17 protein-coding genes and 1 pseudogene are annotated in these 21,038 nt (G+C 40.5%); 10 read left to right on the top strand and 8 right to left on the bottom strand.

From position 1 onward, the window contains the following. Positions 1-93: 93 nt before the first annotated feature. The 3 genes from ACE3PQ_RS08315 to prfB all read right to left on the bottom strand — a co-directional run bounded on the left by ACE3PQ_RS08315 (position 94) and on the right by prfB (position 2,734). The gene (locus tag ACE3PQ_RS08315; protein WP_374296847.1) at positions 94-1,158 is read right to left on the bottom strand and encodes an alkene reductase; all 1,065 of its coding nucleotides are present in this window, start codon (positions 1,156-1,158) and stop codon (positions 94-96) included. Positions 1,159-1,177: 19 nt separating this feature from the next. After that, entirely contained in the window at positions 1,178-1,480 is a 303-nt protein-coding gene (locus ACE3PQ_RS08320) for an ArsR/SmtB family transcription factor (protein WP_374296849.1), read from the bottom strand. A 158-nt stretch (positions 1,481-1,638) separates the two neighbouring features. Next, positions 1,639-2,734, bottom strand: a protein-coding gene (prfB, locus tag ACE3PQ_RS08325) for a peptide chain release factor 2 (RefSeq protein ID WP_241571879.1) whose coding sequence is annotated in 2 segments (ribosomal slippage) — positions 1,639-2,661 and positions 2,663-2,734 — 1,095 coding nt in all. Because the reading frame shifts where the segments join, the coding sequence is not laid out codon by codon here. 409 nt (positions 2,735-3,143) lie between these two features. Between prfB and ACE3PQ_RS08330 the strand changes: the two genes are divergently transcribed. Both ACE3PQ_RS08330 and ACE3PQ_RS08335 read left to right on the top strand, forming a co-directional pair. Next, complete coding sequence (locus ACE3PQ_RS08330; RefSeq protein WP_374296852.1) at positions 3,144-3,938, top strand: putative porin; 795 nt, start codon at positions 3,144-3,146, stop codon at positions 3,936-3,938. 151 nt (positions 3,939-4,089) lie between these two features. Continuing rightward, entirely contained in the window at positions 4,090-5,052 is a 963-nt protein-coding gene (locus tag ACE3PQ_RS08335) for an IS30 family transposase (protein ID WP_374296854.1), read from the top strand. Between the two features lie 171 nt (positions 5,053-5,223). On the opposite strand, the gene mnmE is transcribed toward ACE3PQ_RS08335, so the two are convergent. The 5 genes from mnmE to rpmH form a co-directional block, all read right to left on the bottom strand. Continuing rightward, on the bottom strand, positions 5,224-6,603 hold the full coding sequence (mnmE, locus tag ACE3PQ_RS08340) for a tRNA uridine-5-carboxymethylaminomethyl(34) synthesis GTPase MnmE (protein ID WP_374296856.1): 1,380 nt from the start codon (positions 6,601-6,603) through the stop codon (positions 5,224-5,226). A gap of 123 nt (positions 6,604-6,726) precedes the next feature. Then, on the bottom strand, positions 6,727-8,454 hold the full coding sequence (gene yidC / locus ACE3PQ_RS08345) for a membrane protein insertase YidC (RefSeq protein ID WP_374296858.1): 1,728 nt from the start codon (positions 8,452-8,454) through the stop codon (positions 6,727-6,729). A 5-nt stretch (positions 8,455-8,459) separates the two neighbouring features. Further along, on the bottom strand, positions 8,460-8,780 hold the full coding sequence (yidD, locus tag ACE3PQ_RS08350) for a membrane protein insertion efficiency factor YidD (RefSeq protein ID WP_374296860.1): 321 nt from the start codon (positions 8,778-8,780) through the stop codon (positions 8,460-8,462). 11 nt (positions 8,781-8,791) lie between these two features. Next, positions 8,792-9,223: a ribonuclease P protein component gene (rnpA, locus tag ACE3PQ_RS08355; protein ID WP_374296862.1), complete on the bottom strand. Its 432-nt coding sequence runs from the start codon at positions 9,221-9,223 to the stop codon at positions 8,792-8,794. A gap of 95 nt (positions 9,224-9,318) precedes the next feature. Next, positions 9,319-9,453, bottom strand: coding sequence for a 50S ribosomal protein L34 (rpmH, locus tag ACE3PQ_RS08360; protein ID WP_000831329.1), 135 nt, complete (start codon positions 9,451-9,453; stop codon positions 9,319-9,321). 900 nt (positions 9,454-10,353) lie between these two features. Between rpmH and dnaA the strand changes: the two genes are divergently transcribed. The 8 genes and pseudogenes from dnaA to ACE3PQ_RS08400 all read left to right on the top strand — a co-directional run bounded on the left by dnaA (position 10,354) and on the right by ACE3PQ_RS08400 (position 20,959). Further along, positions 10,354-11,724 carry a chromosomal replication initiator protein DnaA gene (gene dnaA / locus ACE3PQ_RS08365; protein WP_374296864.1) on the top strand — a complete coding sequence of 457 codons (1,371 nt, stop codon included), beginning with the start codon at positions 10,354-10,356 and terminating at the stop codon, positions 11,722-11,724. Between the two features lie 213 nt (positions 11,725-11,937). Then, entirely contained in the window at positions 11,938-13,092 is a 1,155-nt protein-coding gene (gene dnaN / locus ACE3PQ_RS08370; RefSeq protein WP_374296866.1) for a DNA polymerase III subunit beta, read from the top strand. A gap of 7 nt (positions 13,093-13,099) precedes the next feature. Beyond that, entirely contained in the window at positions 13,100-14,179 is a 1,080-nt protein-coding gene (recF, locus tag ACE3PQ_RS08375) for a DNA replication/repair protein RecF (protein WP_374296869.1), read from the top strand. A 73-nt stretch (positions 14,180-14,252) separates the two neighbouring features. Continuing rightward, positions 14,253-16,781 carry a DNA topoisomerase (ATP-hydrolyzing) subunit B gene (gene gyrB, locus ACE3PQ_RS08380; protein WP_374296871.1) on the top strand — a complete coding sequence of 843 codons (2,529 nt, stop codon included), beginning with the start codon at positions 14,253-14,255 and terminating at the stop codon, positions 16,779-16,781. Between the two features lie 133 nt (positions 16,782-16,914). Next, positions 16,915-17,210: pseudogene (locus ACE3PQ_RS08385) on the top strand (GNAT family N-acetyltransferase). Positions 17,211-17,650: 440 nt separating this feature from the next. Then, positions 17,651-18,811: a Fic family protein gene (locus ACE3PQ_RS08390; protein WP_374296873.1), complete on the top strand. Its 1,161-nt coding sequence runs from the start codon at positions 17,651-17,653 to the stop codon at positions 18,809-18,811. A 491-nt stretch (positions 18,812-19,302) separates the two neighbouring features. Next, positions 19,303-19,818 carry a 5-(carboxyamino)imidazole ribonucleotide mutase gene (gene purE, locus ACE3PQ_RS08395; protein WP_241571847.1) on the top strand — a complete coding sequence of 172 codons (516 nt, stop codon included), beginning with the start codon at positions 19,303-19,305 and terminating at the stop codon, positions 19,816-19,818. A 10-nt stretch (positions 19,819-19,828) separates the two neighbouring features. Next, positions 19,829-20,959: a 5-(carboxyamino)imidazole ribonucleotide synthase gene (locus tag ACE3PQ_RS08400; RefSeq protein WP_374296874.1), complete on the top strand. Its 1,131-nt coding sequence runs from the start codon at positions 19,829-19,831 to the stop codon at positions 20,957-20,959. The last annotated feature ends 79 nt before the right edge of the window (positions 20,960-21,038 follow it).

Here is a 21,038-nt window from a genome sequence, read left to right on the forward strand (position 1 = left end):
TTTCACGTGAAACATTTAGTAAATATGCAATAAAAGCTCACCACCAAGATTGCCTTAATGATGAGCTTTTTAGATAAAAATCATAAGTAACAATTAAGCGTCTGCTTTTTCCAAAACAGGATAGTCGGTATAACCTTCGGCAGTACGTCCGTACAAGGTTTCTGGATTAACTTGATTCAACGGTGCATTCTCAAGTAAACGCTGGTAAAGATCAGGATTGGCGATATAGGCTAAACCAAATGCTACTGCATCGGCTTTGCCCTCAGCAAGGATTTGTTTTGCAGATTCAGCGGTGAGCTTTTCATTGGCGATCCAAACACCTTTAAACTTGGCACGAAGCTCTGGACTCAAGCTATCTTCAGCTTGATATTCACGGGCAAAAATAAATGCGATGCCACGCTGACTGAGTTGTTCTACGACATAGCCAAAAGTTTCACTTGGGTTGGCATCACCCATGTCGTGCGCATCCATACGTGGTGCAAGATGTACACCGACTCGACCTGCACCCCATACTTCGATAAAGGTATCAACCACTTCTAGCAATAAACGCGCACGATTTTCGATCGCACCACCATATTCATCATCACGCAGATTGGTTGAGCTTTGTAAGAATTGATCAATCAAATAACCGTTGGCAGCATGTAGTTCTACGCCATCGAAGCCTGCTTGTTTGGCAAGTGCTGCGGCATTTTTATAGTCTTGTACAATGCTTTTGATTTCATCGATCGATAATGGACGTGGCGTTTCATATGGACGTTTCGGACGAAGCAAACTGACATGACCATCAGCTTGCACTGCACTTGCAGAAACAGGTGTGTCACCATTTAACAAGTCTGAATGAGAAATACGTCCCACATGCCATAGCTGAGCAAAAATTTTTGAACCTTGCTCATGTACTGCATCGACGACTTTTTTCCAGCCTGCAACTTGTTCTGCATTATATAAGCCAGGGGTGTGTTCATAGCCGACAGCCGTTGGACTGATCACAATCGCTTCGGTGAGCATCAATCCTGCATTGGCACGTTGCCGATAATATTCGACGTTCAGATCATTCGGGACACGAATCTCGCCAGAACGTGTACGCGTCAATGGTGAAAGCACCAAACGATTTGAAATCTCTACATCACCAACTTGTAACGGTGTATTTAACTTAGCCATTTTGACCTCACATGACGACTTACAATGCGTCTTTTAAGTATGCGATAAATTGCTGAATTAAGTCTTCATTGCGGGTGAAGTATGACCATTGTCCACGTTTATGCACAGTGATTAGACCTGCTTGTTGCAACACCGAGAGATGATTGGACATGGTCGATTGCGACACACCACCGAGTCGTTCGATATGCCCTGCACACATACTGCCTGGCACAATATAGTCGTGTAATTCTACAGGGAGATACTGCTCAGGTGCACGTAACCACTGTAAAATCTGTCGACGCACTGGGTTTGCCAGCGCCTTAAATATTGCCTCGGTATCCATAAATCTCTATCAATGATCGAAATGAATCAATTAATTCAGCACCTGAATACAATATATCGTAATTTTTCGATATTTAAATCTATTTTTTACGATATAAATTCAAGATGCTGAATTTATTTAATATTTAATTTGTGAAAAAAGATTTCACTCGAATTTTTTTACAATCCTTGCTTTAAACTCGCTTCAATAAATTTATCCAAATCACCATCTAATACCGCTTTGGTATTTGAGGTTTCAATATTGGTGCGCAAATCTTTGATGCGTGAATCATCCAACACATAAGAGCGAATCTGACTACCCCAACCGATGTCTGACTTGGTATCTTCGAGGGCTTGCGCTGCTTCATTCCGCTTTTTCATCTCTAATTCATAGAGTTTTGCACGAAGCTGTTTCCACGCTGCATCACGGTTGGCATGTTGTGAACGCTGGTTTTGGCACGCCACCACGATGCCTGTTGGCGCATGAGTCAGACGCACTGCCGAATCAGTTTTGTTAATGTGCTGACCACCTGCACCCGAGGCACGATAGGTATCAGTCCGCACATCGGCTGGATTAATATCAATCTCGATATTGTCATCAATCTCAGGCGAAACAAATACCGCAGAGAACGAGGTATGACGGTTATTATTACTGTCAAATGGTGACTTACGCACCAGACGATGCACACCAGACTCAGTACGCAACCAGCCATAGGCAAACTCACCATCGACACGGATCGTTGCAGACTTAATCCCTGCCACATCACCGTCAGAAACTTCCATCAAATCGGCTTTGAAGCCATGACGCTCAATCCAACGCATATACATCCGTAGTAGCATCGATGCCCAATCCTGCGCCTCTGTACCACCAGAACCTGATTGAATCTCAACGAAACACGGATTCGGATCCATCGGATTGCTAAACATGCGTTGGAATTCTAATTTTTCTAAGGCTTGTTCTGCGGTATCAAGTTCTGCAGTGACATCTTCGAGCAGGCTTTCATCTTCTGCTTCTACTGCCAAATCGAGCATTGCCTGTGCATCGACCAATTGCTCAGCGAGCTGATCTAAGACACCAACACTATTTTCCAAAGCGCCTTTTTCTTTGGCGATGGCTTGCGCACGCGCTTGATCGTTCCAAATCGCAGGATCTTCTAATTCACGCAAGACTTCTTCTAAGCGTTCTTTCTTTAGATCGTAGTCAAAGATACCCCCGTAACATATCGCCACGATCGGTCAAATCTTTTAATCGAAGTACAAAAGGATTAATTTCCATAACTTAAACTGTCACAACACAAAAAAATTAGCGCATATTTTAGCACACTAAGCATCCAAGCTCATCATTCGAAATCGTGTATTAAAATAGGAAATGCACATTTCGAAAATTTCATTAAAAATTGCAAATATTTCAAAAATCGTATCAAAGTTTGTCCATAAAAATTGAAACTATTGATGAATATTTCATCAAAAAAAGCATGGTATACATAGCATAACAATTCATTGATGAATCTTTACATTATTATTATATCAATATTTTCAATTAGTTATAATTTAATATTTCAACATTGTTACAGAAGTTGCTACTTACCTTACACGACTTAACCAAGTCGATTTGACGAGATAAAAATAACTCTTAAACTAGAAAATGTAACAAAAAATGTGAATTCCAAAATTTGGAGGATATTATGAATAAGTTAACTCTTGCTACTGCCATTCTTGCAGCATCTACTTCTCTTGCGATGATCAATGCCAATGCATATCAATTTGAAGTTGGTGCAGGCGCAGGCTATCTGGACCCTGACAATGGCGACTCTGGTAGCCAATTTGATTTGGGTGGTACGTACTACTTCAATCCAGTTCAAGACAAAAATGCACCACTTGCAGAAGCAGCTTTTGTAAACCGTGCAAGTAATGTGTCTGTTAGCGCAACTTTCCAAGATCAAGGCGATGATGAAGAGCATAACCGTTATGGCGCTGGCGTAGAATACTTTGTACCAAACTCAGACTTCTTCATCGGTGGTAATGTCGCTCAAAATAAATTTGAAAATGATGATGAAGATTCTGATAACGATTTGACAACTTATGGCGTTGAAGTTGGTTACTTACCAGTACCAAACTTGTTGATCGCTGCAGGTGTCAAAGGTTATGAAGATGACCGTGACAACGATGGTGTAGACCCTACACTTCGTGCGAAATATGTCACGCAAATCGGCGATAATGCTGTAAATCTTGAAGCAGGCGCAGCATTCGGTGATTTGGATGAATATAACCTTGCTGCTGATTACTTCATCGACAACACCTTTAGTATAGGTGCAGATTACTATAGCAATGATTTAACTGATAACAGTGAATTCGGTATCAATGCACGTAAGTTTATTTCACAACAAACCAGTCTTGAAGGTCGTGTAGGCTTCGGTGATACTGGTGACAGTGACAACGACTACAATACATTTGGTATCGCTGCGAAACACCGTTTCTAAGCCATACTCGCTAAAAAAAACCGCTCTCATGAGCGGTTTTTTTTCGTCGCAGATTCAAATCCCAAGTGCAACACATTTGTAGTTAGTTGAAAAAGTTAGGTGTATTTATAGAATCATTAGACTTTTTCAACTCGCAATTGGAAAGCACACAATGAAGAAATACACCCAACTTTCTCAAGATGAAAGATACGAAATTTATGCCACTTTGAAAAGTAAAAGTTCAATCGCTACCCTTGCTCGGGAGTTAGGACGTTCACGATCAACCATCTACCGTGAAATAAAAAGAAATACTGGGCAACGTGGATATAGAGCTCAACAGGCAGCGAAATTTGCAAGTCAAAGACGGTACCGTCCTTCATCACCCATGACAGCATTTGCCTTCGCTTATATTGATTACTTAATTGGCTTGGACTGGTCGCCAGAACAAATTTCAGGTGCTTTAACACAACGCGGTTGGCTAGATGTACCTTCACATGAGTGGATTTACCAGTACATTTATCAAGATAAATCACAAGGAGGTAAACTTCATCTACACTTAAGGCATCAGAAGAAATATCGAAAACGAGGTTACAAAAACACGGATCGTAGGGGTCAAATCATTGATAAAACAAGTATTCACTGCAGAGACCAGGTCATTGATCAACGACAACGTTTAGGAGATTTCGAAGGTGATACGGTGATTGGTAAACATCATAAAGGTGCTTTATTGACTCTCGTTGATCGAAAGAGCCTGTATGTACATATTGTTCATTTAGGGCCAACGAGAGCATCATCTCAAACGATTACTTGTGCATTAGATCGTTTACAAATGAGCCATGCTTATAGTGTGACATTTGATAATGGCAAAGAATTTTCCGAACACAAAAGAATTACTGATGTTGGCATAGAGACGTATTTTGCTGATCCTTACAAGTCTATTCAGCGAGCTAGAAATGAAAATACGAATGGTTTAATCCGTCAATATCTGCCAAAATCATCATCGTTTGATAACGTGTCAAACGAACAAATAGAGCAGATAGAATTTGCACTCAACCATCGTCCTAGAAAAACACTAGGTTGGTATACACCGAGTGAAGTTATGGCTGGTTTTTATACTGTTGCACTTGCCGCTTGAATCCGCCTTACGAAATAATCCACTTTAGCTTCCTAAGACCCAAATAAAATTTAAAAGTAAATTTAAATTTGTGCCTGAACATCCTGAATTCTATAGAGTTAGACCACCTTGCTAGACTTTGCTTCATTGAAAAATATTAGGTTCGGTTCATATCTCACTCAAAGATTTATATCATTTCCCAATACAGAACGATCCAAAGATTTTCCCAAGCAAATCATCTGCGCTAAATTCGCCTGTAATCTCGCCTAAGGCGTTTTGAGCAAGTCTGAGCGACTCCGCCACCAATTCCCCCGCATGATACTCTACAAGCTGTTCTCTTGCTTCTGCGAGATAAGCCTGCGTGCGTTGCATGGCATCTAAGTGTCGTGTCCGAGCAATAAAGCTATCCTCTTCAGGTTGAAAACCTGCATATTGGGTAATGACTTCAATTAACTCATTAATACCAAGCTGTTGTTTCGCCGATAAAATCACCCGTTTGTAACCATTTAAACTGTCCACTTGCGGTGTCGCATTGCTTAAATCACTTTTATTGGCAATCAAGATCAGATGCTTCGGATCGATATATTCCGCAAAAAATTGCTGTGCTAATGCAATCGGCTGTTGCTCTGCACTCATGTCATAGACAAACAAACGTAAATCAGCCTGCGCAATCTCTTTATAGGCACGACGAATGCCCTCTTGCTCCACCACATCGCCTGTATCACGCAATCCTGCGGTATCAGTCAGGGTAATCGGTAAACCATTTAAGCTGATTTTTTCATGTAATACATCACGCGTTGTCCCTGCAATATCGGTGACAATCGCACGATCATTGCCTGCTAAGGCATTGAGTAGACTTGATTTGCCTGCATTGGGTTTACCTGCGATCACCACTTGCAAACCTTCACGAAGCAATTGCCCTTGCTTGGCAGAAAGTTGCACTTGTTTCACCGAAGATTGCACTTCTTCCAATAAGGCTAAAATCCGTCCATCTGCAAGAAAATCAATTTCTTCTTCAGGAAAATCAATCGCTGCTTCAACGTGTAGACGCAGATGAATGAGTTTTTCTAAGACCTCATTGACTCGTAGTGAAAAAGCACCTTGTAATGAGCGCACCGCAGAACGTGCCGCCGCCTGTGAAGTCGCATCAATCAAATCGGCTATGGCTTCGGCTTGGACCAAATCCATTTTGCCATTTTCAAAAGCACGCATGGAAAATTCGCCTGCTTTGGCAGCCGTTGCACCAAGCGACAAAACCCGAGCAAGCAAGGTGTTGAGAATGACTACACCACCATGCCCTTGAATCTCAACCACATCTTCCCCTGTGAATGAAGATGGATTGGCAAAGCATAGAATCAAACCTTCATCAAGCACTTCCCCTGTTTCATCAAAAAACTGACGAAATCCAGCCATACGCAGTTCAGGCAATTTTTTCTGCGTCAGTGCCTCAGCGATTTGAAAAGATTTTGAGCCTGATAAACGAATCAGCCCGACACCGCCACGCCCCGATGGTGTTGCTATCGCTGCAATCGTGGGTTGAGTGGCTTGAATTGGCGTGTTGGATTGGCTCATGGTGAGATTCGCTTGATTTACAACAAAATAAGTTAAATGATTTTTTCATGAATTGGCATTGATAGCCAGCATTAAAAAACCGCCTAGAAATCCTAGACGGTTGATCTGCTTCAAGACAAACTACTATTTAGCAGTTGTGGTACTTAAACCTTGTTTTTCAGCACTCTTATTGATAAACCATTGCTGCGCGATAGTAATCAAGTTGTTGACGATCCAGTACAGCACTAGTCCTGCAGGGAAGAACAACAAGAATACAGTGAAAATAATCGGCATCAAACGGAATACTTTCGCTTGCATTGGATCGGTCGGTTGTGGGTTCAACATCTGTTGGAAATACATGGTTGCACCCATGATCAGTGGCAAAATAAACCACGGATCCATCGCCGATAAATCTTGAATCCACAATATCCACGGCGCATGACGCAGCTCGACACTTTCCATCAATACCCAATACAAGGCAAGGAAAATTGGCATCTGCATCAATAGCGGTAAACAGCCTGACAACGGATTGACCTGTTCACGTTTATACAGCGCCATCATCTCTTGCGAGAAGCGCATACGGTCATCGCCAAACTCTTCTTTCATGCGTTGCATTTCAGGTGCGATGACACGCATCTTCGCCATTGAGCGATAGCTTTTTGCAGATAATGGCCATAAGATCAATTTGACTAAAATGGTCAATAAGACAATTGCCCAGCCCCAGTTGCCCACGATGTTATGGAAGAATTCCAAGCCCCAGAACAAGAGTTTTGCAATCGGCCACAACCAACCATAGTCTACAGTTTGGTTCAGACCCGTTGCCAATTCTTTCAGTTCAGATTGGATTTTTGGACCAGAATACAAAGTCGCACTGATATCGAATTGTTTGCCCGCAGGCACATTCACCAATGGCGAACGGAAACCAATGATATGCATATCATTGATATTGCGTGATTCTAATTGTGCGGTGTAACTCTTATCAGGAACCCAAGCCGAAACAAAATAATGTTGAACAATCGCTACCCAAGCTTCTTTGGCTTGGACATTCAATTTTTCTTCATTGAAATTGGCAAATTTCAACTTGTTATAATGTTCTTCAGGCGTACCCCAAGCACCACCTAAGAAGGTGCCTAAGGTGAAAATCCCTTGATCAGATTTACCAGGATCGGCAGCGTCGTCACGTTTCAGCTGACCAAACATCTGACCTTGCCAGTTGCCTGCGCTACGGTTGACGATACGATGTGTCACCTGAATCGGATATTCACCTGAAGTAAATTTAAAAATTTTAAAAATTTCTACGCCATCAGAAGTTTTGTACACCATTGGTACTTCAAGCACTTTATGTGCTGTATCGTCCTTGGTGACTGTTGATTGTGCTTCGTCGATGCTATAGCTGTTTTTATCAACTTCATACATCGGACGACTACGGCTATCAGGTCCATCCGCACCAATCAAACCAGACTGCGCTACATAGATATTTTTGTCATTATGCAACATCACAAAAGGCTGATCACTGTCTTTGCTCTTGTCATGTGACAACAGCTCCAAACGCACAATATCGCCACCTTTTGGATCGATCCAGACATTGTACATATCTGTTGCAACCGTCACCAATTGCTGAGAATTGGCAGTCGTCGCTACTGGTGTATTTGCTTGTGCAGTGGTGGCTTGCGGAATATCCGTAGCCGTTGTTGTCGCTTGCGCTTGTCCAGATGGAATATCAGATGATGATGTATTTGCACTTTGTACTGCGACAGCTTGTTGTGCTGTTTCAGCTTGTGCGCCACCATAATCCTTTTGCCATGCCAAGATGAGCAAATAAGCCGTCACAAACATGGCGCCGAGAATCGCAAATCGAGCCCATTGTTGCATAATGTTTACCCTAAATGATTAAAAACAGTTGAATTTTTTTGACGTTCACGCAAGGGTACATAAACGTAAGAGATTTGAGAATCAGAAAGTTGCAACGAAATACATCGGAAAGGCTTTTTCGGTACAGGATCATAGCCATAACCGCCCCACGGATGACATCGACAAATACGTTTGGCGCTATAATACACACCTTTTGTTGCACCATGAAGTTGGATTGCTTCAATCGCATACTGAGAGCATGTTGGAATATAACGACAACGCGGTCCGAGTAATGGACTAATCGCAATTTGATAAAATCGGATACACCAATGAAGAAATTTTTGCATTGGCTAATACTCTACTGATTCGAAACAGATGGAGTCGAGACAGATGGAGTCGAAGCAGGAAGTGGAGAATTTTGGCGCCGATGTTTGGCAAATTGTTTAGATAACTTCTGCCATGCCAATTGTAATTGTTGATGCAAATCTGCATTAGGTATGTGCTCTATACCCACTTTGGGTAAGACCACAATATCTAAGCCCGTCAAATCTCGTTGATGTAAACGAAAGCTTTCACGGCTAATACGCTTAACACGATTTCTCTCGTGCGCACGTCGAACTTTCTTTTTTGCAACCACCAAGCCAATACGTGCCGAAGCAGTAGATGGCTTTGCTGTTGCAAGGATCAAAAAGCTAGGCTGGTGAACTTTAAATAAAGTGTGATCAAATACGCCTGAAAAATCTTTAGCGCACAATAATCGCTGTTCTGCTCCAAAAGGATAACGTGTCATACGACTTCACAATTTATTCAAATCGCTAGCTTTGATCGAGCTTTAGCAACTCATCAAGCAAAGCTTTAGTCAGCAGAAACAGTATAATACAAAGATTATACTGTTAAGCTGTGACGACCTTTTGCACGACGACGAGCAAGCACTTGACGACCAGCTTTTGTAGCCATACGAGCGCGGAAACCGTGAACACGTTTACGTTTCAATTCACTTGGTTGGAATGTACGTTTCATGTCGAAACTCCAAATCAATGTTCTGTATTAAAGGTGCGCAATTTTATGCATCTCAGCCATAACTGTCAATGCAAAAAATACAGATTTGGGATAAGTTTTCCACAAACCGATGTGTTTTTTTGAATTTAAATTCAAAAAAACAGACTATATAGGCTAAGCATTGATTTTTAAATTCAAAGCACCAATCGAATCTTAACGCTATCTGTACTCTTTTTTACAATACTTCATTACTGAAGTCCACACTGTTATTGATCTAAGAAGTCCAGAGTAAGACATGAATAAGACTGCAAAGTAAAACTTTAAGTCGTTTTTAAGTCGTTTTAAACTCAAAAAGGTGAGTCTTTGATCTGCGATTTTCAAAGTTCTTCGCGAAGCTCTAAGTTTCAAACTTTAGAAGTTAAAATACACATTACCCTTTATTTAATAAATATAAATCATAAACTTAGAAATTCTCTCATTTTATTTCCTGCTTTTAACAACTTTGATAACTAAGTTATTGTCAGTTTCTATAGTGCAGTTGTTCACAATACAATGCAGATCTAAATTTAAATTTATAAACTTAAAATTTAAATTTATTATTATTAAGTAGCGTTTTCCCTGTGGAATATGACTTTATATTTAGATTATTCAATGAGATGAGTTGTGTATAACTATGTTTATCTAAAAATGGTAAATTGTGGATAAGTTTTCGTGTTATTTTATCCACAGGTTGAGGAAATAGTTATCCACATTATGGTTTATGAATTTAAATTCATTTAATTGTGGATAATTTATGCATTCGCACCGATTGACTTATGACAGCGTGATTGAACTTGGTTAGAATGGCTACCCCGCTAAATACAAGTCGGGCATTGGTCGTTTTTTGAATTTAAAAAGATAGTTAGGGATTGGGAGACATTAATGCTTTGGGCAGAATGTTTAGAACGCTTAAGAAAGCATGTGTCTGATAACCACTTCACCATGTGGATTAGACCACTTGAGGCAGAAGAACACTCAGATTGCTTAAAACTGTATGTGCCGAGTCCATATTGGAAGAGTCATATTGAAAAGGATTATCATGAAATCATTTCGATCATGGTTGAGCAAATCTCAGAAGGACGTGTGCGTCAAGTCGAAGTGTTGGTAGGATCTAGTCCAGGTAAAGATATTTTAACCAAGCAAGAAACTCCTGCGACCACAACTTCTGCATTACAAAGTCCGCCAGTTATTCCAAAAGCAACATCAAATGACACTGCAAAACCAACAAAAGTGCGTCAGCTTAATCCTGCATTGAACTTTAATTTATTTGTTGAAGGTCGTTCCAACCAAATGGCGGCAGATGCTTGTCGTAAAGTCCTCACTAAGTTGGGTGCGGATGATCACAATCCATTATTCTTATATGGACCGACTGGCTTGGGTAAAACGCATTTGATGCAAGCAGTAGGTAATGCGTTATTGCAACTAAAACCGAATGCAAAAGTGATGTACATGACTGCGGAAAGTTTTGTACAGGATTTTGTCAGTGCCTTACAACGTAAAAAAATTGAAGAATTTAAGAAAAATTGTCGTTCACTGGATTTGATGCTCGTTGATGATATTCATCTTTTGGCAGGCAAAGAAGCGAGCTTACAAGAATTTTTCTATACATTTAATGCCTTACTTGATGAATCTAAACAGATTATTCTCACCTCAGATCGCTATCCTAAAGAGTTAACTGAGCTTGATCCACGTCTAGTTTCACGGTTTTCTTGGGGTTTATCAGTCGGTGTAGAACCCCCAGATATTGAAACGCGTACTGAAATTTTGCTGAAAAAAGCAGAAAGTAGCGAGATTGATTTACCACGCAATTGTGCTTTGTTTATTGCGCAGCAAGTGGTAGCGAATGTACGTGAGCTTGAAGGTGCGTTAAACCGTGTGGTTGCAACGGCGCGTTTTCGTGGTTCAGCGATTGATTTGGAAGTGGTGCGTGAGTCGCTCAAAGATGTACTTGCAATCCGTGCACGGAATATCAGTGTTGAAAATATTCAAAAAGTGGTCTGTGAATATTTCCGTATTCCACTCAAAGAATTGACAGGTCCAAAGCGGACACGTATCTACGCACGACCTCGTCAGATGGCGATGGGTTTAGCACGTGAACTCACAGGTGATAGTTATCCTGAAATTGGCATGGCATTTGGTGGACGTGACCATAGTACGGTGATGCATGCCTGCGAAAAAGTACAAAGTCTGCGCAATGAAGACCCAAGCTTTAATGATGACTATAAAAATCTACATCGCTTACTACAAAGTTAAATTAGTAACTTTAATTTATATTTAAAATTCAAATAATTATCTTTATGAAAAGTGGTAATTTATTGTATTTCATCATTTAAAATGCAATAAATTATCAATTGTCAATTGTCCTTGAATATGCTTAGATTGAGCATTCATTTCTATCAAGTCGCATCAAACATTATTAAACGTTCGATATTGATTAAACATTGCTTAAAATTTGGATTTTGACTCATGACTAGCCTTCATTTAAAGATCGCGAAAGAAACTTTACTCAATGTATTGACCCATGTGATGGGGGCTGTTGAGCGTCGTCATACCATGAATATTTTGTCCAATATCAAAATCCAAGTGAACGAATCAGAATTAACAATCACAGGGTCAGATCTTGAAGTGGAGCTGGTGGCGAGTACTGCGCTAGAAGCTGGTGCATGTATCCAAGCGGGTGAAAGTACAGTACCTGCACGTAAGCTGATGGATATCTGCAAATCTTTACCGAATTCAGCTTTGCTTGATTTGCAAGTGACCGATGATCAGCGTTGTGTATTGGTGTCTGGTCAGAGCCGTTTTGTGCTCGGCACTTTGCCTGCAGAAGATTATCCATTGCTCAACAATGAATCGACACAAGGCACTGAAGTACAAGTGTCGCAAGTGGCGTTAAAGCATTTGTTTGAAAAAACTGCTTTTGCCATGGCGGTGCAAGATGTACGTTTTTATTTGACAGGTACTCTGCTAGAAATCGAACAAAATCAGTTACGTGCAGTGACGACAGATGGGCACCGTTTGGCATTGTCTGAAGCGACTGCAACATCGAATACAAATGAAGTGCAACAAGCGATTGTACCTCGTAAAGCGGTGGGCGAATTACAACGTCTGTTAACGGTGGAAGATTTACCGTTAACGATTTTGATTGGTCGTGAATTGCTCAATGTGACGATTGAACAGCCAAGCAAAGACAATGAATTAGCAATCGTAGTACGTTTCACTACCAAGTTAATCGATGGAAAATTCCCTGATTATCGTCGAGTGATTCCAAAAGGTGGCGACAAAATTGCAACCTTGGCACATGATGCCTTTAAGCAAACTTTGCAGCGTGTGGCGATTTTGAGTAATGAAAAATTGCGTGGAGTATTTTTAACTTTTAATGCAGACGTATTACAGCTTAAAGCCAATAACCCAGAGCAAGATGAAGCGGTTGAAGATTTTGCCATGCAATATCAAGGTGATACTTTAGAAATGTCTTTTAATGCGCAATATTTGCTTGATGTGGTGAATGTATTGGATGGCGACGATGTGCAAATGCAAATGTCAGAATCCAATCAATCAGTATTGATTCAAGATCCAAATCAGCCTGCACAAACATATGTTGTGATGCCAATGCGAGTCTAATCGCCTAATGCTGTTGCAAAAACTGCGTATCGAACGACTTCGAAATATCCAAACGGTTGCAATGCACGACTTGCAACCGTTTAATATTTTTTATGGCGCAAATGGTTCAGGTAAAACCTCAGTTCTCGAAGCGATTCATTTGCTTGCCACAGGGCGTTCTTTTCGTACCCATATTCCAAAACACTATATCCAATATCATCAAGCCGACACCATGATCTATGCGCAGTCGCAAGAGTATCGTATTGGTTTGCAAAAACTCAGTAGTGGCGAACAGACCATGCGGGTCAATGGCGATAGTGTGGCAACACAAGGTCAAATGGCAAAATTGCTTCCTGTGCAAGTGATCGAGCCACAAAGTACAGACATTATCGATCATGGTGCAAAACCTCGTCGACAAATGTTAGATTGGCTCATGTTTCACGTGGAACCTGATTTTTTTGCGGTGTGGCAAAACTATGCAAGAGCGTTGAAACAACGGAATAGCCTACTCAAAAGCTATCCTGTCAGTCGTGAACAAGTCAAAACGTGGGATCAATTATTGGCGACTTCTGGCGAGCAGATTCATTTATTACGTGAACTCATCGTGGGTCAATGGCAAGCGGATGTACAAGCAGAACTCAAATTACTCTTGCCACATTTAGAGATTGAACTGGAATATTTGGCAGGATTTTCGACTGAGTTAGGATTATCTGAACATCTTGCGCAAAGTCTACAAAAAGACATTGATCGACGTACTACAAATTATGGCGTGCATCGTGCCGATTTACGCTTTAAAACGCCAATTGGTGATGCCGAAGAAGTGTTGTCACGTGGGCAAAAGAAGCTACTGATCGTGGCGCTGAAACTGGCGCAAATCGCCCTTTTAAATCGCTCAAATAAGGAAACTGTGGTATTATTGGATGATCTAACCGCAGAGCTCGATACGCAGGCACAACAACGATTAATACGCCGTTTGCATCAATTAGGTAGTCAGGTTTTCCTCACCACTTTAGATCAACAAGCCGTGCAACACTTTATGGATGAGATCCAGTTGCCGTATCAAATGTATTGTGTCGAATCTGGGCAAGTGCGTTCGGTTTCAATTTAATTCAATTCAATGTTTGCGAAATATAGTGCGATAGATTGAAACCTTTTGGCAATGAAAAATTCAGGGAGAAATCATGAGTTCAGCGCAAAATAATGCAGAAAGCGATGCAAAAAACAGTGAACACGTGAATAACGAACAAATCAGCAATACAGAAGCAAATCAAGCACCTGAACCTGTTGCTGAAAAGGCTTATGATTCTTCAAGTATTAAAGTCCTGCGTGGACTCGATGCGGTGCGCAAACGTCCCGGCATGTATATCGGTGATACCGACGATGGTACAGGCTTGCATCATATGGTGTTCGAAGTCGTTGATAATGCCATTGATGAAGCACTCGCAGGACATTGTGATGAGATTCAAGTCACCATTCATGATGATGAATCGGTGAGCGTATCGGATAATGGTCGTGGTATTCCGACAGAGATTCATCCTGAAGAAGGCGTGTCTGCCGCAGAAGTGATTTTAACCATCCTGCACGCAGGCGGTAAATTTGATGACAATAGCTATAAAGTATCGGGCGGTTTGCACGGTGTTGGCGTGTCGGTGGTCAATGCCCTTTCTAAACAATTATTCTTAAAAATCAAACGTCAAGGCAAAGTCTTTGAACAAGAATATCGTCACGGCGATCCACAATATCCATTGAAAGAAACAGGTACAACCTCAGACACAGGAACCACGGTTCGGTTCTTACCAAGTGGTGATACCTTTAGCCAAACCATTTTTAATGTCGATATTTTGGCACGTCGCCTACGTGAACTGTCATTTTTAAATGCAGGTGTGCGCATTGTGCTCCGTGATGAGCGTGTTGATTTAGAGCATGTGTTTGATTTTGAAGGTGGTTTGTCTGAGTTTGTGAAATATATCAATCAAGGCAAAACTCATCTCAACGAAATTTTCCATTTTACTGTGGATGCAGATAATGGCATTGGTGTCGAAGTTGCTTTGCAATGGAATGAATCTTATCAAGAAAATGTGCTGTGCTTTACCAATAATATTCCGCAAAAAGACGGCGGAACGCATTTGGCGGGTTTCCGTGCAGCGTTGACTCGTGGTTTAAACCAATATCTTGAAAGCGAAAATATTCTCAAAAAAGAAAAAGTATCAGTCACTGGTGATGATGCTCGAGAAGGTTTGACGGCGATCATTTCAGTGAAAGTACCTGATCCAAAATTCTCTTCACAAACCAAAGAAAAATTGGTATCCAGTGAAGTTAAGCCTGCGGTAGAACAGGCGATGAATAAGGAATTTTCAGCATATTTGTTGGAAAATCCGCAAGCAGCAAAATCCATTGCAGGCAAAATCATTGATGCTGCCCGTGCTCGTGATGCTGCTCGTAAAGCCCGTGAAATGACCCGTCGTAAAAGTGCTTTAGATATTGCAGGACTACCTGGAAAATTAGCCGATTGCCAAGAGAAAGATCCAGCATTATCAGAACTTTATCTGGTCGAGGGTGATTCGGCAGGTGGTTCGGCAAAACAAGGTCGTAACCGTAAAATGCAAGCGATCCTTCCACTAAAAGGTAAAATTTTGAATGTCGAACGTGCACGGTTTGACAAGATGATTTCCAGTCAAGAAGTTGGGACATTGATTACTGCACTAGGTACTGGGATTGGTCGTGAAGATTATAACCCTGACAAATTGCGCTATCACAAAATCATCATCATGACCGATGCCGACGTCGATGGTTCACACATTCGCACGCTATTATTGACTTTCTTCTTCCGTCAAATGCCAGAATTGGTCGAGCGTGGTTATATTTATATTGCTCAACCACCGCTATATAAGCTGAAAAAAGGCAAGCAAGAACAATATATTAAAGATGATGAAGCACTCGAAACTTATTTGATTTCTAATGCGATTGATGATTTAGCGCTGCATACCAATGCGGATGCACCTGCGGTGAGTGGTGCTGCACTTGAGCAACTCATCAAAGATTATCAAGTATCACAGAAGTCGATTAGCCGTTTGACCCAGCGCTTCCCTGCGACTCTGCTTGATGCTTTGCTTGAACTTGAAGCGTTCCATACCGAACAAAAAACCGATCAAGCCTATGTACAGCAATGGTCTGAACAGTTGATTGCGGTGATGAATCGCTTACAACCAAGTTTGCGTACTGAGTTTGAGCTTGAGCAATTCGACGTACAGGTTGAGGGCGAAACGAAGGCGACTTATTATCCACGTGTGACCGTATACGTGCATAATCTGCCACATCATTATTTACTGGATGGTTCGCTACTTCACTCTACCGAATATGCACGTTTGCTGAAAAATTCAAAAAGTTGGTTTAACTTATTGGAAAAAGGCGCATTCTTGGAAAAAGGTGAACGTAAAATCTTCGTCGAAAACTTCCATCAAGTGTGGCAACAAATTTTGCAAGACTCACGTCGTGGCATGATGATTCAGCGCTACAAAGGTCTTGGTGAGATGAATGCGGAACAACTTTGGGAAACCACCATGGATCCTGAAAACCGCAATATGCTTCAAGTCACCATTGACGATGCCATTGAAGCAGATCGCATGTTCTCCTGTCTGATGGGTGATGATGTTGAACCACGCCGTATCTTTATTGAAGAAAATGCACTGAATGCCGATATTGATGCCTGATATGAATTGTAATATCTGAAATTTTCACTTTTAGTCGCAACATGCTAGATTAAAAGTGTCAAAATCAAAGCGCCAAAATGCAATTTTGGCGCTTTTTTCATGGTGAAATGAAACAGTAAAAGAGGAAATAAATATGGATATTCAACAACAAGACGATGGCAAACATGGTGTATTTCAAGCTCTAGATAACGATACTGGCAAAGAAAAGTTGGCTGGATAAATGGCATATACATGGGCTGGCGAAGGCATGTTTATTATCGATCATACGACGTGTCTGAAGATTATCGTGGACAAGGTATCGGTCGTCAGCTTTTAGATAAAGTTGTTGAATTCGCCCGAGAAAAAAACTTAAAAATCATTCCACTATGCCCTTATGCAAAATCTGTATTCGATAAAGATCCAAGTATTGCCGATGTGCTTAGAAAATAAATTGAGGATTTTAGGAAGTAAGCATGTATCAATTATTTGGTAACTTCCTCAATATGAAAGCAAAAAGCAGATACTATTCTCATTCACGAATCGCAGAGGCACGATTCAGGCAGACATATTCGAAAAAGGCAGTGATTCGAATGACTGTACGGATGAATATATTACACATATCATTCAGCGTTTGAAGCACAGACCAGGAAAAAGACTCTGTTTTAAAAGTCCCTGTTAGGTATTATCGCAAGAACATGGAGTTACACTTCAAATGCTAATCTAGGCAACTTTGTATGATGCAATTTTTAACTTCTAGTGTTTACTAAATTAAACTTATCGTTTAACGTGCTTTTAACTTAATTTTTTTGTGTGAATGGAAAATCGTATATACGACAATCACATAAAATTAATTTTTAAACTTATTAAAACCTAGGATTTAACTTACGACTATGTCTAATTCTATTTTTACACATCATGATTTGAAGTTGTTGAATCCATCTTTTGATTCAAGTTTAGTCGATATCTTGACTGAATTAGAGCATTTAAGACGCTATCGTTTGGATGATGGTAGTACACCTACTTATATCTTTAATGAGTTACGAAATATTTTCCATATTTTAGAAAGCCTTTCATCCGCTCGAATCGAAGGGAACCACACTACCTTAGCAGATTATGTAGAAAGTAAACTGGAGGATCAACCTCAACCAAGTGATCAAATAGCTGAGATTGAAAATATTGAAAAAGCAATGAAATACATTGAAGAAATTATTAAGCCTGGTGATTCAATCACCGAATATCTTATCCGAGAATTACATGCAATTACTGTCAATAGTCTGATTAGAGAGGGAGATAAAACTCCTGGAGCTTATCGCTTAGGACCTGTACGTATATCAGGTGCAGATCATTTACCACCTTTAGCTCATGATGTTCCCTTATACATGGAGGAGTTGGTTAACTTTGTTAATCAAGATAACCCATCTAAATACGATTTAATGAAAGTTGCATTAGCTCATCATAGATTTGGATGGATTCATCCATTCGGAAATGGTAATGGGCGTGTAGTTCGCCTCTTTACGTATACTCTTTTAATCAAATATGGATTTAACGTTACAACTGGGGGAGGAATTTTGAATCCTACTGCTGTATTTTGTAATGATAGAAATAAGTATTATGAAATGCTTTCAATAGCAGATAAAGGCGATGCTGAAAGCTTAGAACTATGGTGTACTTATGTTCTAGAAGGCATTTTGACAGAATTGAAAAAAATTGATCAATTAAATGAATATGATTGGTTGAAGAAAAAAATTCTTTCCCCTGCTCTTCAAATTGCTATTGAAAGACAACGCGTTACGGATTTTGAAGCACAAATAATTCGATATGGTATTGATCATCCAGAATTTAAAGCAGCTGATCTAGATAATATTTTTAAAAATCTAACAAAAACGCAAAGAACGTATCAAATTAGAAAGTTGAATGAAGCAAAACTTATTCAGCCCATAACGCCAGGATCTAGAAGTTATTATATCTGCTTTTTACACAACAGCTTGTTTAGGGGCGTTATTGAGTGTCTCAGAAAAGAAGGTTTTATTTCTAAACCTCTCGAAGGCTAGTTTAAAGATGATCACTTTTATGAGGCCTAGGAAGTTAATAGTTCAGCAGATTACATTCGTCGGAAAGCCTTTAATTTTGCTTCCGCTTTAAAAAGTTTTGTGAGATTCTAATCGAATTCAAAATTTCGGAGTGGATTTTGAATCTTTAAAAAATGGACTTTTTGAAGCTGCTTTAGACGATTTCTAAAGTTGTGCACAAACTTGTCCACAGTTTAATTGTTTGAATTTATACTAAAAAATAATATTTCCCTAAAAGCTTTATCCACAAATATAAATTTATTTGTTGAACACTCTAACGTGATTAATAAATTTATACGCTCTCTTGTCATAGACTTTTTAAATTTAAACACTGTATTTTCAATTTTGGTTTCGATATGAAAATCGCTATAATATGCGGTTTCTTCTTTTCTCTTTTAGTTTGGTCGTTTGAATCTAATGTTTCGACCATTCTGAATTTTTACTTTACGTCATCACTTAGCGGAACTATGCCAATGAATGCGGTCAACACTACCGATGCTCAGCCTTTAGTTGGAATTATTATGGGCTCTCAATCTGATTGGGCGACACTTGAGCACACTGCGAATATGTTGCAACAGCTCAATGTGCCTTTTGAGGCGGAAGTAGTGTCTGCGCATCGTACCCCAGATCGCTTGTTTGAATATGCTGAAACCGCACGTGAGCGTGGTATTCAGGTGATTATCGCAGGTGCGGGCGGTGCAGCGCATTTACCAGGCATGTGTGCTGCAAAAACAGATCTACCAGTACTCGGTGTGCCGGTGAAATCCTCTATTTTAAATGGTGTGGACTCTCTGCTTTCTATCGTACAAATGCCTGCAGGTATTGCTGTAGGTACATTAGCAATCGGCCCTGCAGGTGCGACCAATGCAGCGATCATGGCGGCGCAAATTGTTGGTTTACAGCGTGCCGATATTGCTCAAAATGTCGCAGATTTCCGCAGTGCCCAAACAGCGAAAGTAGCGAACAATAACATCCCAGGTCAGGTTTAAGGACGAGATCATGTCAAAAATGACGATTGGTATTTTTGGTGGTGGTCAGCTTGGTCGCATGATGGCGCAAGCCGCTTTGCCTTTGAATATTCAATGTACTTTTTTCGAAGCCAGTACAGATTGCCCTTCTGCAGTTTTGGGTCAAGTGATTTGCAGCCAGGAAGAAAATGGTCTAGAAAAATTCATGCAAAGTGCTGATGTATTTAGTCTTGAGTTTGAAAATACGCCACTTACAGGTGTTGATCAGCTCATCCAATCTAAGAAAATTTATCCACCACGTCAGGCTTTGGCGATTGCGCAAAATCGTTTGTTGGAAAAATCTTTATTTGATGAATTAGACATTCCAGTTGCACCGTATCGTGCGGTAGATAGTTTAGAGAGTTTACAGCAAGCCGTAAGCGATTTAGGTTTGCCGATTGTGCTCAAAACCGCAACAGGTGGCTACGATGGTAAAGGTCAATTTGTTCTAAAAAATGAAGCGCAGATTGATGAAGCATGGGCTGAACTTGGTGCAGCTAAATCATTAATTGCAGAAAGTTTTGTGCAGTTCAACCGTGAAGTGTCGATCATTGCGGTGCGTGGTCAAGACGGTGAAGTACGGACATGGGATCTGGCAGAAAACCATCATCATCATGGCATTTTGTCGCATTCGATCGTCCCTGCGCCGAGTAGCTTGCATCTTCAGCCGATCGCAGAAGACTATATCACTCGTCTACTCAATCATTTGGACTATGTTGGTGTACTGACCCTTGAGCTGTTTGTCACTGAACAAGGCATGTTTGCCAATGAAATGGCGCCACGTGTGCACAATTCAGGACATTGGTCGATTGAAGGTGCGGTATGCTCACAATTTGAAAATCATATTCGTGCTGTTGCAGGCTTACCGCTTGGCTCAACCAAAACGATCCGACCAACGGTGATGGTGAATATTATTTCACAGCATCCAAAGACAGCACTCATTCTCGCTTTAGACAGTGCGCATCTACATCTTTATGACAAATCTGAACGAGAAGGCCGAAAGATAGGACACATCACGCTTATGCCGAATTCGAGTGATGAATTGACTGCACTGTGTCGGAAATTAGCAGTAATTTTACCTGAACCATTGGCACTTGATGCGGCCATGCAGATACTTTTTTAATTCACAATGAATTAAAAAAATGTGATCTACTTAAAAATAAATTTATTCCTTGTATTGTAAATCCCTTTTTTTTCGATAT

The organism is Acinetobacter sp., from assembly GCF_041911495.1.
Lineage (GTDB): Bacteria > Pseudomonadota > Gammaproteobacteria > Pseudomonadales > Moraxellaceae > Acinetobacter.

Coding starts and splice junctions, on each gene's coding strand:
- purE (WP_241571847.1), top strand. CDS start 19,303: ATGAATGCGGTCAACACTACCGATGCTCAGCCTTTAGTTGGAATTATT.
- yidD (WP_374296860.1), bottom strand. CDS start 8,780: ATGCAAAAATTTCTTCATTGGTGTATCCGATTTTATCAAATTGCGATT.
- ACE3PQ_RS08390 (WP_374296873.1), top strand. CDS start 17,651: ATGTCTAATTCTATTTTTACACATCATGATTTGAAGTTGTTGAATCCA.
- ACE3PQ_RS08400 (WP_374296874.1), top strand. CDS start 19,829: ATGTCAAAAATGACGATTGGTATTTTTGGTGGTGGTCAGCTTGGTCGC.
- rnpA (WP_374296862.1), bottom strand. CDS start 9,223: ATGACACGTTATCCTTTTGGAGCAGAACAGCGATTATTGTGCGCTAAA.
- dnaA (WP_374296864.1), top strand. CDS start 10,354: ATGCTTTGGGCAGAATGTTTAGAACGCTTAAGAAAGCATGTGTCTGAT.
- mnmE (WP_374296856.1), bottom strand. CDS start 6,603: ATGAGCCAATCCAACACGCCAATTCAAGCCACTCAACCCACGATTGCA.
- ACE3PQ_RS08335 (WP_374296854.1), top strand. CDS start 4,090: ATGAAGAAATACACCCAACTTTCTCAAGATGAAAGATACGAAATTTAT.
- recF (WP_374296869.1), top strand. CDS start 13,100: ATGCTGTTGCAAAAACTGCGTATCGAACGACTTCGAAATATCCAAACG.
- rpmH (WP_000831329.1), bottom strand. CDS start 9,453: ATGAAACGTACATTCCAACCAAGTGAATTGAAACGTAAACGTGTTCAC.
- ACE3PQ_RS08320 (WP_374296849.1), bottom strand. CDS start 1,480: ATGGATACCGAGGCAATATTTAAGGCGCTGGCAAACCCAGTGCGTCGA.
- dnaN (WP_374296866.1), top strand. CDS start 11,938: ATGACTAGCCTTCATTTAAAGATCGCGAAAGAAACTTTACTCAATGTA.
- ACE3PQ_RS08315 (WP_374296847.1), bottom strand. CDS start 1,158: ATGGCTAAGTTAAATACACCGTTACAAGTTGGTGATGTAGAGATTTCA.
- gyrB (WP_374296871.1), top strand. CDS start 14,253: ATGAGTTCAGCGCAAAATAATGCAGAAAGCGATGCAAAAAACAGTGAA.
- yidC (WP_374296858.1), bottom strand. CDS start 8,454: ATGCAACAATGGGCTCGATTTGCGATTCTCGGCGCCATGTTTGTGACG.
- ACE3PQ_RS08330 (WP_374296852.1), top strand. CDS start 3,144: ATGAATAAGTTAACTCTTGCTACTGCCATTCTTGCAGCATCTACTTCT.